At 33.1% G+C, this 14,859-nt stretch carries 13 protein-coding genes and 1 tRNA gene; 12 read left to right on the top strand and 2 right to left on the bottom strand.

Annotated elements, in window-relative coordinates; all coding sequences use genetic code 11:
* The first annotated feature begins 94 nt into the window (after positions 1–94).
* The 7 genes from topA to C1S72_RS05440 all read left to right on the top strand — a co-directional run bounded on the left by topA (position 95) and on the right by C1S72_RS05440 (position 9,690).
* Positions 95–2,587: a type I DNA topoisomerase gene (gene topA, locus C1S72_RS05470; RefSeq protein ID WP_104734633.1), complete on the top strand. Its 2,493-nt coding sequence runs from the start codon at positions 95–97 to the stop codon at positions 2,585–2,587.
* Positions 2,588–2,593: 6 nt separating this feature from the next.
* Positions 2,594–3,760: a formimidoylglutamase gene (locus C1S72_RS05465; RefSeq protein WP_104734632.1), complete on the top strand. Its 1,167-nt coding sequence runs from the start codon at positions 2,594–2,596 to the stop codon at positions 3,758–3,760.
* Positions 3,761–3,919: 159 nt separating this feature from the next.
* The gene (porK, locus tag C1S72_RS05460; protein ID WP_449404774.1) at positions 3,920–5,290 is read left to right on the top strand and encodes a type IX secretion system lipoprotein PorK/GldK; all 1,371 of its coding nucleotides are present in this window, start codon (positions 3,920–3,922) and stop codon (positions 5,288–5,290) included.
* 61 nt (positions 5,291–5,351) lie between these two features.
* A complete protein-coding gene (porL, locus tag C1S72_RS05455; RefSeq protein ID WP_230401582.1) occupies positions 5,352–5,999 on the top strand; it encodes a type IX secretion system motor protein PorL/GldL in 648 nt (215 codons plus the stop codon).
* Positions 6,000–6,052: 53 nt separating this feature from the next.
* Positions 6,053–7,603 (top strand): type IX secretion system motor protein PorM/GldM, encoded by a 1,551-nt coding sequence (porM, locus tag C1S72_RS05450; RefSeq protein ID WP_104734630.1) that lies wholly within the window; start codon positions 6,053–6,055, stop codon positions 7,601–7,603.
* Between the two features lie 51 nt (positions 7,604–7,654).
* On the top strand, positions 7,655–8,554 hold the full coding sequence (gene porN / locus C1S72_RS05445) for a type IX secretion system ring subunit PorN/GldN (RefSeq protein WP_104734629.1): 900 nt from the start codon (positions 7,655–7,657) through the stop codon (positions 8,552–8,554).
* A gap of 89 nt (positions 8,555–8,643) precedes the next feature.
* On the top strand, positions 8,644–9,690 hold the full coding sequence (locus tag C1S72_RS05440) for an NAD(P)/FAD-dependent oxidoreductase (RefSeq protein WP_104734628.1): 1,047 nt from the start codon (positions 8,644–8,646) through the stop codon (positions 9,688–9,690).
* Here C1S72_RS05440 and C1S72_RS05435 read toward each other — a convergent pair.
* Positions 9,671–10,063 (bottom strand): DUF983 domain-containing protein, encoded by a 393-nt coding sequence (locus C1S72_RS05435; protein ID WP_104734627.1) that lies wholly within the window; start codon positions 10,061–10,063, stop codon positions 9,671–9,673. The genes C1S72_RS05440 and C1S72_RS05435 overlap by 20 nt on opposite strands.
* Before the next feature lie 80 nt (positions 10,064–10,143).
* On the opposite strand from C1S72_RS05435, the gene abc-f reads away from it, so the two are divergent.
* From abc-f to era, 5 genes are all read left to right on the top strand, one after another.
* Positions 10,144–12,048, top strand: a complete 1,905-nt coding sequence (gene abc-f, locus C1S72_RS05430; RefSeq protein ID WP_104734626.1) for a ribosomal protection-like ABC-F family protein — start codon at positions 10,144–10,146, stop codon at positions 12,046–12,048.
* Positions 12,049–12,152: 104 nt separating this feature from the next.
* Complete coding sequence (locus C1S72_RS05425) at positions 12,153–12,968, top strand: leucine-rich repeat domain-containing protein (RefSeq protein WP_104734625.1); 816 nt, start codon at positions 12,153–12,155, stop codon at positions 12,966–12,968.
* A gap of 74 nt (positions 12,969–13,042) precedes the next feature.
* The gene (locus C1S72_RS05420) at positions 13,043–13,225 is read left to right on the top strand and encodes a CPXCG motif-containing cysteine-rich protein (RefSeq protein ID WP_104734624.1); all 183 of its coding nucleotides are present in this window, start codon (positions 13,043–13,045) and stop codon (positions 13,223–13,225) included.
* 57 nt (positions 13,226–13,282) lie between these two features.
* Positions 13,283–13,355 (top strand) — tRNA-Met (locus C1S72_RS05415).
* A gap of 41 nt (positions 13,356–13,396) precedes the next feature.
* Positions 13,397–14,281: a GTPase Era gene (gene era / locus C1S72_RS05410; protein WP_104734623.1), complete on the top strand. Its 885-nt coding sequence runs from the start codon at positions 13,397–13,399 to the stop codon at positions 14,279–14,281.
* 2 nt (positions 14,282–14,283) lie between these two features.
* Here era and C1S72_RS05405 read toward each other — a convergent pair whose 3' ends face one another.
* Positions 14,284–14,796: a GTP-binding protein gene (locus tag C1S72_RS05405; protein WP_104734622.1), complete on the bottom strand. Its 513-nt coding sequence runs from the start codon at positions 14,794–14,796 to the stop codon at positions 14,284–14,286.
* Positions 14,797–14,859 lie beyond the last annotated feature (63 nt).

Raw genomic sequence — 14,859 nt, 5'->3', positions numbered from 1 at the left:
TCTTTCAATTAGCTTTGATTTTTGGTATTCAAGATTTTAAAATTAGGAACATAAACTTTTTTTCATATACATTTGTAGCCTTAAAAAATGATACATGGCAAAGAATTTAGTAATTGTTGAGTCACCTGCAAAGGCAAAAACAATCGAGAAATTTTTAGGAAAAGATTTTAAAGTAGAATCTAGTTTTGGGCATATCGCTGACTTACCTTCAAAGGAGTTGGGTGTTGATGTTGATGGCGATTTTAAACCAAAATATGAGGTTTCTAAAGATAAAAAATCAGTAGTTAAAAAATTAAAAGATTTAGCCAAGAAAGCTGAAATGGTTTGGCTTGCTAGTGATGAGGATCGAGAAGGAGAAGCTATTGCTTGGCATTTGGCAGAGTCGTTAGATTTAGATAAAGAAAAAACCAAACGTATTGTTTTTCATGAAATAACAAAATCGGCTATTCAAAAGGCTATTGAAAACCCTCGTGGAATTGATTATGATTTAGTAGATGCACAACAGGCACGACGTGTTTTAGATAGAATAGTTGGTTATGAATTGTCTCCTGTACTTTGGAGAAAAGTAAAAGGAGGTTTGTCTGCTGGTCGTGTACAATCGGTTTCAGTACGACTAATAGTAGAGCGCGAGCGTGAAATTCAAGACTTTGAACCACAAGGTTCCTACAGAATAGATGCTGAGTTCTCAAATGAGGAAGGCCAAACGTTTCGAGCAAAACTACCTAAGAATTTCAATACAAAAAAAGAAGCCGAAGATTTTTTAAAAGCTAATATTTCAGCAGAATTTAAAGTTTCAGAATTAGATAAAAAACCAGCAAAAAAATCACCTGCAGCGCCTTTTACAACATCAACATTGCAGCAGGAAGCTTCTCGTAAATTGTACTTTTCAGTAAGTAAAACCATGACGATGGCGCAACGTCTTTATGAAGCTGGTTTAATTACATACATGAGAACAGATAGCGTGAATCTGTCTGATGAAGCACGTAAAGGTGCTCAAAAAGAAATAGAATCGTCTTATGGTTCTGAATACAGTAAACCAAGAAATTATAAAGGAAAATCTAAAGGTGCTCAAGAAGCACATGAGGCTATTAGACCTACTGATTTTTCATTACATTCAGTAAATATTGATCGTGATCAGGCGCGTTTATATGATTTGATTTGGAAACGAGCTATTGCCTCACAAATGAGTGATGCTAAACTTGAGAGAACGAATGTGAAAATCTCGGCAAATAAGCATGCTGAATTATTTTCAGCTAATGGAGAGGTTATCACCTTTGATGGATTCCTAAAAGTTTATCTGGAAGGGACTGATGATGAAGATACCGAACAAGATGGTATGTTGCCTGCTATGAAAGTTAATGAAACACTTCTTAATAATTACATCACAGCAACCGAACGTTACACGCGTCCACCTGCTCGTTACACCGAAGCGTCATTGGTTAAGAAACTAGAAGAGTTAGGCATTGGACGTCCATCTACTTATGCGCCAACTATTTCGACTATTCAAAATAGAAACTATGTTGAGAAAGGTACTGTTGATGGTGTTGAGCGTCAATATTCTCAATTAACTTTAGAAAATGGAGCAGTAAAAGATAAGCAGTTAACCGAAAAAGTAGGTTCAGATAAAGGTAAGTTAGTACCAACAGATATAGGTATGATTGTTACTGATTTTTTGGTCAATCATTTTGAGCAAATATTGGATTATAATTTTACAGCCAAAGTTGAAGAAGATTTTGATGATATTGCTGAAGGTAAAGTAGATTGGTCTAAAATGATGAAAGATTTTTATAAAAACTTTCATCCTGTTGTAGAAGATGTACAGGAAAATGCTGATAGAGAGTCTGGAGAACGTGTGCTGGGAACAGATCCAAAAACAGGTCGTCAAGTAAGTGTGAGATTAGGGAAGTTTGGGCCAATGGTTCAAATAGGTACAGTAGAGGAAGAGGAGAAGCCATTGTTCGCTAGTTTGTCACCTGACCAACAACTAAACACCATTACTTATGAAGAAGCTATGGATTTGTTTAAACTGCCTAAAGATTTAGGAACTTATGAAGGTGAAGAAGTGCAAGTTAATAATGGTCGCTATGGTCCGTATGTAAAGTTTGGAAAGCAATTTGTGTCATTACCAGCTGGTATGGATGCTTTGAGCGTAGAACTGGAAGATGCTATTGAATTGATAAAAGAAAAGAAAAAAGCAGATGCACCTATATATATGTATCAAGATTTGCCAGTGCAAAAAGGTAAAGGTCGTTTTGGTCCATTTATAAAGTGGAACAATATGTTTATTAACGTCAACAAAAAGTATGATTGGGATAATTTAAGTGATAATGATATCATAACATTGATTGAGGATAAAATTCAAAAAGAAAAAGATAAATTAATTCACAATTGGGAAGATGCTGGAATTCGTGTTGAAAAAGCACGTTGGGGGAGACACAATGTTATAAAAGGAAAAACCAAAGTTGAATTACCAAAAACAGTAGACGTCTCTGACATGTCATTGGAAGAAGCTCAAGATATTTTGGACAAGAATGCACCAAAAAAGAAAAAAACTACAAAAAAGAAAAGTACTTCTAAAAAGAAATAGCAGATTATGAATTTTAATTTTTTATCACCTGTTGCAGATTCTGTTGTCGCGCATAATGAGTTATTATCACAGCAATCACTTGGTAAAAAAATGACAATTCATTCAAAACAATTAGGAATCCCTGATTTAGATGATGTTCAGCTAGCAATTATTGGTGTTCTTGAAAATAGAAACGATGTTGATTTTTTGGGTGAAGAGTTCAATATAAATGAAATAAGAAAAGCGCTTTACGCACTTTTTCCAGGTAATTGGCATACACAGATAGCTGATTTAGGTGATATTCAAAAAGGGGAAACAGTTGAAGACACATATTTTGCACTAAAGACTGCTGTTTCATTATTGATTCAAAAAAATATTATTCCTATTATTATTGGTGGGAGTCAAGACTTAACGTATCCCATGTATCGAGCCTATGACTCTTTAATGCCAATGGTTAATATTGTAAATGTAGATTCCAAATTTGATTTGGGTGATTCTAATAAACCCATTAAGAATAACAGCTTTGTAGGGAAAGTTATACTTGACCAACCTTATAATTTATTCAATTACGCATCAATTGGCTATCAAACATACTATAATTCTCAAGAAGAAATTGACTTAATGGACAAGCTGTACTTTGAATCGTATCGTTTGGGTCAAGTTTCTAATAACGTTACTATGGTTGAGCCTGTTTTGAGAGATGCCAACATAGTAAGTATTGATTTAAATGTTGTTAAAGCTTCAGAAGTTAGTTCAAAACAAAAGTCTTCACCAAATGGATTAGATGGTAAAGAGATTTGTGCTATATCCAGATATGCAGGAATAAGTAATAAAGTATCCTCATTTGGTATTTTTGAATATAAACCTAGTCAAGATGATGAAATTACAGCTAGTTTAATTTCCCAAATGCTATGGTACTTTATTGAAGGTGTGAATTTTAGGGTGAAAGATGATGATTTTTTAAATGATGATAACTATCAAAAATTCACTACCTTAGTGGACTTACAAGAGTTGGTATTCTATAAAAGTATGAAAACGCAACGTTGGTGGATTGAAATACCATTTTTGGAAGAAGTGAATAATAAATTAAAAAGACATACGTTATTACCTTGCATGCACCAAGATTATCTAGATGCTTGTAATAATGTAGTGCCAGAGCGCTGGTATAAAGCGTTTCAAAAGAATTGTGTGTAAATGAGTTACCGTTCGTCGATGTTTTTATCGGTAAAATGCACTTTTTTCACGATGAAACGTAAATTTTTTTGATAAAAAGTTGTTTTTTACAAAATATATAAATATGTTTACGCTCTTAAATTTTTTAAGACAATAATTAACCTCGAGTTTTCTATGGATATGAAGAAATTATTTTTATTAACCGCAGTTTTAGCTATACTGACAAGTTGTGGCTCTGGTGACAGGGGGCAGTTAGTAGGAGTTAAAGGAAAAAAATGGCATCCCGAGAAGCCATATGGTATGGAATTAGTACCTGGTGGAGCATTTATTATGGGTAAGGCAGATGATGATCTTGCCGGTATTCACGATGCGCCAGCGAAGACAGTTACAGTTCGTTCTTTTTATATGGACGCTACTGAAATTACTAATAGCGAGTACAAACAATTTGTTGAGTGGGTTCGTGATTCAACAATCAGAACACGCTTGGCTATTCTAGCTGATGAGGTTGGAATGACACAAGCCGATGCTGGAACTATTGGTGATTATGCTTTTGTTGATCAAAATCCAGATGATATGTCTGTATACGAAAAGTATATGTATGACAATTATGCTGGTTTAGGACCTACAGGATACGAAGGCAGAAAACTTAATAAAGATATTGATATTGAGTTTGATACAGCTAATTATATCGATGAGTATTATGCTGAAGTTATGGACACCATGTACCTACCAATGGAAGAGTCTTATAACGGGCAACGTACTTGGGATGTAACCAAATTCAAATTCCAGTATAAATACATGGATATTGAAAAGGCTGCGAAAGCAAAGAATAAAGGTAAAAAACGTTCTGAATTCATCATCACTGAAGAAGTTGAGGTGTATCCAGATACTACAGCTTGGATTCGTGATTTTGCGTATTCATATAATGAGCCTATGCACAATGATTATTTTTGGCATGCTGCTTATGATGAATATCCAGTTGTTGGTGTGTCTTGGAAACAAGCCAAAGCATTTTGCGAATGGCGTACGCTATACCATAATGCTTACAGAAAAGAGAAAAAACAACATTTTGTAAACGAATATCGCTTACCATCAGAAGCTGAATGGGAATATGCAGCAAGAGGTGGTCTTCAAGCTGCTACATATCCATGGGGTGGTCCTTACACTAAAAATGATAGAGGATGCTTTATGGCTAACTTCAAACCGTTGCGTGGTGATTATGCGGCCGACCAAGCCTTATATACTGTAGAAGCAAAATCCTACGAGCCAAATGATTATAATTTATATAACATGGCTGGTAACGTATCAGAATGGGTGCATGCATCATATGATCCGTCATCTTATGAGTTTGTATCTTCTGTAAATCCAAGTGTCAATGACGTTAACAACCAACGAAAAGTTGTTCGTGGTGGTTCATGGAAAGATGTAGCCTATTATATGCAGGTTAGTTCAAGAGATTACGAATATGCAGATTCAGCAAGAAGTTACATTGGCTTTAGAACTGTTCAGGATTATATGGGAACAGACGTAACATTAAACGCAAAAAATTAATTAAACTATAACTAAATATTAAACTACCTAAGTATTATACTTAACTAAAAAACCAGAAATTATGGCAGGACAATCAAGAGCATTTAAGAAATTCATGGCAATGGCTTATGGGTTAGGAGCATCAATTGTAATCGTTGGAGCACTATTTAAAATTATTCACTTTGAAATAGGACCACTTACAGGTAACGTAATGTTAACTATTGGTCTGGTAACTGAAGCAATTATCTTTGCACTTTCAGCTTTTGAACCTGTTGATGATGATTTAGATTGGTCATTGGTTTACCCAGAGTTAGCTGGAGGTATGGGAGCTAATAAAAAGAAAGAGCAACCAAAAGATGCTGAAGGACTGTTATCTAAAAAATTAGATAACTTATTAAAAGAAGCTAAAATTGATGCTGAATTAATGTCAAGTTTAGGAGAAAGCATCAAGAATTTTGAAGGTGCTGCAAAAGGTATTAGCCCAACAGTTGATTCAATTGCTGCGACTAAAAAGTACGGTGAGGAAATGTCATTGGCTGCTGCTCAAATGGAGTCTTTAAATAGTCTTTACAAAGTTCAAATGGATGCTGCAAATAGACAAGCAGCAATCAATGAAGAAGCTGTTGAAAACGCTACTAAATTAAAAGAACAAATGCAATCATTAGCATCTAACTTATCGTCATTAAATGGTGTTTATGGTGGTATGCTATCTGCAATGAATAAAAGCTAATTAGTTTTTACAAACAAAATGTATTTAACAATAACTAAAAAAACTAATTAGAAATGGCAGGAGGAAAATTATCTGCAAGGCAGAAAATGATTAACTTGATGTATTTAGTATTCATTGCGATGCTAGCATTAAATATGTCAAAAGAGGTGCTATCTGCATTCGGACTAATGAACGAAAAATTAGTCGAATCTAATGAAGCAGCTACTGAAAGAAATGAGGCTTTCATGCAGGGTTTAGCTGAAAAAGTTGAAGAACAACCAGCTAAATATCAACCATTAAAAAGAGATGCTGATCAAATCAGCGAGTTGGCAAATGACTTTAATTCATACATTGTTGATTTAAAGGGGAAAATGACAGCTACGGTTGAAGACCCTAAAGATTATGAAATAATGGACAAAGGAGATTTCCTTGATAATTATTTTTTCATAGGAGAAAAGCTTAAGCCAGAAGGACAAAAGTTCTTAGATGAAATAGCTAAATTCAGAAATGGTGTTTCAGCTATCCTAGAAACAAATCCTGATATGCAAAGCATAGCTCAAGATGTTAAGAAGAAGTTTGCTACAGATCCTGTAACAAACAGAGATGGAAATGAAATAGATTGGTTAGATTATCACTATAAAGGTTTTCCATTAGTGGCATCTTTAACTAAAATGACACAATTACAAGCCGATGTTAAGACTACAGAATCTGAAGTATTATCATCAATGTTGGCTGGTAAACTGAAAGTTGAGGCGTCATTAACAAATTTTGATGCGATTGTTGTTCCAGACAAAACAGCATTCTTTTCAGGAGAAAATTTTACTGGACGTATTATTTTAGGTAAAAATGATAAAACGTTACGTGCTGATAAAGTAATTATAAACGGTGAAACATTAGCTGATACAGCTATGCAAGCTGGTCAAACATTACTTAAGTTCCCTGCAGGAGCTGTTGGTGAACGTGAAATAGAAGGTGAGTTTCAATTTAAAGAAGGAGATTCTATTATTTCTATTCCTGTGAAGTCAACGTATGCAGTTGTACCTAAACCAAATTCAGCTACTATTTCAGCTGACAAGATGAATGTTGTTTATCGTGGTGTTTCTAACCCAATGACTATTTCTTTTGCTGGAGTTTCTGATAACAATGTAACTGCAAGTGCTCCTGGTTTAAGTAAGGGATCTGGAGTTGGTAAATATGTTATGAATCCTGGTTCAGGAAGAGAGGTGGCTATTAATGTTAATGGTACTTTGCCTGATGGAACTAAAGTAAGTGATCGTGCTGTCTTTAGAATTAAGGATATTCCTAAACCTACAGGAACTGTAAGTGGACAAGATGGTATTGTTAAATTACCTCGTAATAGTGTTGAGATTTCAACTATAGGTGCGAAATTGGACGATTTTGATTTTGAATTACCAATTCAGGTAACATCATTTAAAATAAAAGTACCAGGACAACCTTCTGTTTCAGTTAATGGAACCAAGTTAAACAGCCAAGCAAAAAATGCATTACGTAAAGCTAGACGTGGTGATCAAGTTTCAATATTTGATATTAAAGCTCAAATTAGAGGGAATTCATCTTATAAATTAAAAGGTGTATCTCCTGTAGTTGTTGAGATTACAAATTAATAGAAGGTTTAAGCATCTGATGATAAGCCCTAATAACTAAAATTAAAACAGATGAAATTAAGAAGTTTATTATTAACCGTATTAAGTATGTCTTTTGTGACTGCTTCGTTTTCGCAGGCCAATTTATTGAGCGCGAAATCACCTGAAGAAATAGGTGTAAGAACTGAAGCCCAAAAAGCATTGGACAATGATGAGCCATTGGAATATGGGTATGTTGATGATAGAGATATCATGTATTCAAAAATGACATGGGAACGCGTAGTTCTTGATGAGCGTGTTAATTTTCCGTTATACTATCCTGTTGATACTAATAATATTGGTAAAAACAGAAGATCGTTATTTGATGTATTATGGAATAGCGTTAAAAAAGGTGATTTGGAAAACATCTATGATGATTCTTATTTCACAGCAAAACGTACAATTAAAGATCTGAAAGCGAGTATGTCTAAAATTGATACTTTGGATATTGGATACGAACAGTATAACGCTGATGGTTATGTTGATCCGGAATATATTGTAAAAACGGATATTACTTCTTTTCATGTTAGTGCTTATTTAATGAAAGGTTTATGGTATTTTGATAAGCGTCAAGCTGAAATGAAATATCGACTTATTGGTATAGCACCAGCTGCACCAGACGTTAACTTTTTAGATTCTGATGATGAAGCCAATAAGGAGCCTATTCCACTATTTTGGGTGTTTTATCCGGATGCCAGGGATATTTTACATGAGGCCAAAGCGTTTAATAATGAAAACAGTGCTGTTTCATTTAGTTTTGATCACTTGTTGAACTCTAGACGCTTTAATGGTTATGTTTACAAAGAGGAAAACGTATATGGCGACCGTAAGGTAACCGAATATATTTCTGAAAATGCTTTAATGCAGTTACTAGAATCAGATAGAATAAAGGAGAAGATAAGAAACTTCGAATTAGATATGTGGGCTTACTAATAAGTTCTACAATAAATAATAGTTTAAACGCTCACTTTTTTAGTGAGCGTTTTTTATTACGATATTTGCAAAGTGTATAAAAAAGTATAATGAACAAGGTAGATTATATTGTAGTTGGATGTGGTTTGGCAGGCATTGCATTTTGTGAAAAATTGCGAACAAACAATAAATCATTTTTATTATTTGATGATGCCTCTCAACAATCATCAATTGTCGCTGCAGGTATGTATAACCCTGTTATTCTAAAACGTTTTTCTGAAGTATGGTTAGCTTCTGAACAATTAAAGTTGGTCAAGCCTTTTTACAGTCAATTGGAAACTCTTCTTAATGTAAAATTAGATCATGAATTGAAGTTGTATAGAAAATTCACTTCAGTACAAGAACAAAATTTGTGGTTTGACGCTATGGATAAACCTAAATTGGAGCCTTTTCTTTCACAAACAATAATTAAGAACTCCAATAGTAATATTGAAGCTAGTTTTGGTTTTGGTGAAGTCTTACAAGCAGGTAGAGTAGATACAAACATGCTGATTGATCATTACTTGAAATTTTTAGAACATGAAAATGTATTAAAAAAGGAAAGATTTCAATACGAAAAGCTCAAGATACTTGATAATGAGATTGAATATAACGGTTTAAAAGCTGATAGAGTAATTTTTTGTGAAGGATTCGGATTGAAAAAAAATATCTATTTCAACTATTTGCCACTTAACGGAACTAAAGGTGAAGTATTAACCATAAAAGCTCCTGAATTAAAAATAGATTATGCCTTAAAATCGTCTGTGTTTGTAATTCCAGAAGGCAAAGATGTATATTCAGTAGGAGCTACTTATAATTGGGAAGATAAGACCCAATCTATTACAGAATTAGCACGTGAAGAATTGGTTTCAAAATTAAAAACCCTTATACATTGTGAATTTAAAGTAATAAATCAAGTTGCTGGTATTAGACCTACCATTAAAGATAGACGACCTCTTGTGGGCTCACATACAGCGTACAATAATCTTTTTGTTCTAAATGGCTTGGGAACTCGAGGTGTAATGATTGCACCTTTTATAGCGAATGCATTATTCAATTACATAGAATGTAATGAACCCTTAATTCCAGAAATTGATATTAATCGGTTTTCTTTTTAACCAAGCTTTTATCATAGTGCATAAAGAGGTTAATCCATATATTTCGTGATAAGCGCATGATAACAGGAGCAAAAACGATAAGTGTCCCAATTATAGATATAAATACGACGTCTAGGTTTGCATCCAGAATTAAATAGCTAATTACAAATGCAGCAACAGCAAACGCAATTCCAACAGCATAACTTACATACATAGAGCCATAAAAAAAAGAAGGTTCTATTCTATACTTTGTACCACAGTGAGAACATTTTTCACCAATTCTTAAAACATCCTTTAAAACATAGGGGTTTTTGTTCTCATACATGGATTCTTGATGACATTTAGGACATCTTCCAGTTAGAATACTATATATCTTACTTCCTTTTTTAATCATCTTTAAAAGTTTACTTTTGCACTTTGGGAATTGCAAAATTAATTCTTTAATCAATAACAATTTGTAACAATTGTAACAAAATGCTTAACATTCATAATCTTTCCATTTCATTTCAGGGCGAATATTTGTTCGAAGAAATAACTTTTAAATTAAGCTCTGGAGATCGCATTGGGCTCATAGGAAAGAATGGTGCAGGTAAATCCACAATGCTTAAAATTCTCTCCAAAGAGATGGAACCTGATTCAGGGCAAATAGCAGCTGATAAAAACTTAAAAATAGGGTTTTTAAAACAAGATATAGATTTTGAATTTGGACGTACGGTTTTGGAAGAATCGTATGAAGCTTTTAAAGAAATAAAAGAAGTTGAAAGTAAGCTAGAAGATATTAATAAACAATTGGTTGAAAGAACTGACTATGATAGTGAAGGATATCATCAACTGATGATTGATTTAAATGAATTGCAACATCAATATGAAATTTTAGGTGGTTATAATTATCAAGGAGAAACCGAAAAAATATTACAAGGTCTTGGTTTTAAGCGTGATGATTTCAATAAGTTGACAGATACCTTCTCTGGAGGATGGCGTATGCGTATTGAATTAGCCAAATTATTACTTCAAAATAATGATTTATTATTGTTGGATGAGCCTACCAATCATTTAGATATAGAATCAATTATTTGGTTAGAAGGCTTCTTAAAAAACTATCCTGGAGCTGTAGTTATTGTATCTCACGATAAAATGTTTTTAGACAATGTGACCAACAGAACTATAGAGATTTCACTAGGTAGGATTTATGATTACAGCAAGCCTTACTCACAGTTTTTAGTGCTGCGAAAAGAAATTAAGGAACAACAACTAGCAACCCAGAAAAATCAGGATAAGCAAATTCAGCAAACTGAAAAACTTATCGAAAAATTTAGAGCAAAAGCATCAAAAGCATCAATGGCGCAATCATTAATAAAAAAATTAGATAGAATGGAGCGCGTTGAAGTTGATGAGGAGGATAACAGTGTAATGTCCTTGAATTTTCCAGTTTCAGTTACACCTGGTAAAGTTGTTGTAGAAGCATCAAAAATTTCGAAAAATTATGATGATTTACAGGTCTTGAAAAATATTAATCTAACTATTTCAAGAGATACAAAAACTGCCTTTGTAGGCCAAAATGGTCAAGGGAAATCTACCTTGGCAAAAATAATTGTTGGTGAAATAAAACATCAAGGTGATTTAAAACTGGGGCACAATGTTCAAATAGCTTATTTCGCCCAAAATCAAGCAGAGTATTTGGATGGAAGCAAAACGGTTTTAAATACTATGATTGATGCTGCTAATGAAAAGAACAGGAGTCGTGTTCGTGATATATTAGGAGCTTTTTTATTTCGTGGTGAAGAAGTTGATAAATATGTACGTGTTTTATCAGGAGGCGAACGTAACCGTTTAGCATTGGCAAAATTACTATTACAACCATTCAATGTGCTAGTAATGGATGAACCAACAAACCATTTAGACATTAAATCAAAAAATGTCTTAAAAGATGCTTTGAAAAATTTTGAAGGCACTTTGATTTTAGTATCACATGATAGAGATTTTTTACAAGGACTTACTGATGTGGTTTATGAGTTTAAAGATCAAAAAATTAAGGAGTATTTAGGTAATATTGACTTTTATTTGGAACAGCGAAATGTTGAAAATTTGAGAGAAGTTGAAAAAAGAGAGGTTGAAAAGCAAAAGCCTAAAGCAAGTAATAAGGATTCCTACGAGTCTCAAAAAAAATTAAAATCACTTACCAATAAGTTGAGTAATCTTGAATCCAAAATTAATCAACTAGAAAAAGACATCAAATCCATTGATGTAGAATTAGCAACTAATTATGATGAAGTAGTGTCGGATCCTGCTTTTTTTGATGACTATCAAGGAAAAAAAAATAAACTTGAGAGTCTTATGAAAGATTGGGAAAAAGTACATGAACAAATAGATTCACTATAATTAATACGTAAATTCTTACATTAAATAGTAGTTCATCGAATAATTTTGGATTTAAGCGTTCATTGTTCTAATATTGAATCAGATTAATCCCAAATCTATTGAATATGAAAACTTTAAAACTAACATTACTTTGTCTTTTCGTAGCTGTAAATTCTTTTGCAAGCGTTTCAACAAGCGAAAAAGAAGCACTTCTAGCATTATACAACGCAACCAAAGGTGACCAATGGGTAAACACTTGGGATTTAAGTACACCAATTAATACTTGGTATGGTGTTACGGTTGAAGAAAATCAAGTTGTTGCTTTAAACCTTGAGTTTAATAATCTGCAAGGAACATTGCCTGAAGAATTAGGAAAGTTAACTCATTTAAAATCAATCAAATTAGGTTTTAATAAAATCACTGGAAATTTACCTCAATCAATCGGTGAGTTAAAGCAATTAGAATCTCTAGAAATATTTATGAATAGTTTAGAAGGGCGTATTCCAGATGAAATAGGTAACCTTCAAAATCTTAAAGTCATAAAATTATACAGTAATAGTTTGTCAGGAGAGATCCCAGTGGCTATTACAGGCTTGTCTAACCTAAAAGAATTGTTAATTGGAAGTAACCAGTTGTCTGGTACGATTCCAACACAGATAAATTCCCTCACCAAATTAGAAAAATTAAGTTTAATCGATAATAAGATTTCTGGTGAGATTCCTGTTGAAATTGCTGAATTAAAGCAGTTGGAAGAACTTGTGTTAGCAAGCAATGAATTAACAGGAGATTTACCATTTGAACTGTCTTATTTTCCAAAATTAATGACGTTTATGGTAAGTGATAACAAATTAAGTCAAGATTACATTAGCATTGTAAATGGTAATAATCCAAACTTTATGGATTTTAATAACGTAGATACCGTAATTACTGACAATGATTAATTTTTAAGTTTTAACAATAGTTAAAAAAGAGACCATGAAATAATTCATGGTCTCTTTTTTTGTAAATTATTGTCATGTTAGAACAGTTTTTTCAGTGTCCTTATTGTTGGGAAAGTATATCCATGTTGTTAGATATTAGTCAAGAAAAGCAAAGTTGTATTGAAGACTGTGAGGTGTGTTGTAATCCTATTCAAATACATGTGAAATTTGACAATACCGAATTAGTTTATTTTAATGCTGAAAGTATTGAACAATAAATTTCTGTAAAATATACTTGTAATATCTAAAAAGCATTGTATATTTGCAGTCTAAATCGCGGGATAGAGCAGTAGGTAGCTCGTCGGGCTCATAACCCGAAGGTCACTGGTTCGAGTCCAGTTCCCGCTACTAATTTGTCTCTCAAAATTTGAGAGACTTTTTTTTATAGTGTGGTTTCTCATAAAGCAGGTTTTGTAAATATTATAGGTAATCCCAATGTTGGGAAATCAACATTGATGAATGCCTTTGTTGGTGAGAAGCTGTCTATTATTACTTCCAAAGCACAAACAACTCGACATAGAATTTTAGGAATTGTTAATGGCGATAATTTTCAAGTGATTTTATCCGACACGCCTGGTATTATAAAGCCAGCATATGAATTGCAAGAATCCATGATGGATTTTGTAAAATCAGCATTTGATGATGCTGACGTGCTTATTTATATGGTGGAAATAGGTGAAAAGGAATTAAAAGATGAGGCCTTTTTTAATAAAATAACCAATTCGAAAACGCCTGTTCTATTGCTTTTAAATAAAATTGACAAGTCCAATCAAGAGCAATTAGAGGAACATGTTGCTTTATGGTCTGAAAAAGTCCCAAATGCAGAGATTTTTGCCATATCGGCATTAGAAGGTTTTAATGTAAAAGAAGTATTTAGTCGTATAGTTGAGTTATTACCTGAATCGCCTCCATTTTATCCAAAAGATCAGCTAACAGATAAGCCCGAACGTTTTTTTGTTAATGAAACCATTCGTGAGAAAATCTTAATGCATTATAAAAAGGAAATACCTTATGCTGTTGAGATTGATACAGAAGAGTTTTTTGAAGAAGATGATATTATCCGCATGCGTTCTGTAATAATGGTAGAGCGTGAAACTCAAAAAGGCATTATTATAGGACATAAAGGTTCAGCCATTAAACGAGTTGGTATTGAGGCTAGAAAGGATTTAGAGAAATTTTTTGGTAAGCAGGTGCATTTAGAACTATATGTGAAGGTCAATAAAAACTGGCGTAGTGATCAACGACAGTTGAAACGTTTTGGTTACAATCAATAGTATTATTTATTGTTGGGTTTTTCATTTATAACTTCATTCATAAAATCGTATAGATCGTGCATTTCTTCTTTGCTAGAATCTTTCCCAATGCGTCCTGCAAAATAGAGTACAAACCATAAAATAACCAATAAAAACATAACACCTAGTTGAACAACGTAGGAATTATCTAAAGCCCAATTTGAGTAAGCCCATATAGCGAAAGCAATAAATAAACCAGCAACAATAAAGTGAAAAAACATAAACATGGTCCATACTGTTGGATTGGGTCCAAAAACACCGTGTAGAATAGCAGTTTTTTCGCCATCTTCATTTATTTCCAAATGTAATTGAGGAGACCAAAACTGTTGTTTGTCTTTGGGGAGTTTCAAAAATACATGGTCATCAATTATTGAAACAATAAATTTTTTCTGGTTGGTTTTGGCCATTTGAAATTGTTCTAAATAAAAAGTATTTTTTTTATTCAGTAGCTTTTTAAATCGCGGGCGTAAGACAATATCTTGTTTCTTAATGGACATTTTAGTAAATCCTGTAATTGATCTTAAATACTATATGCTTTTGTTAGCACTAAAATATAACGA

Source organism: Hanstruepera ponticola, assembly GCF_002940745.1.
GTDB lineage: Bacteria > Bacteroidota > Bacteroidia > Flavobacteriales > Flavobacteriaceae > Hanstruepera > Hanstruepera ponticola.
This window is presented reverse-complemented; position numbering and strand designations above follow the sequence as displayed.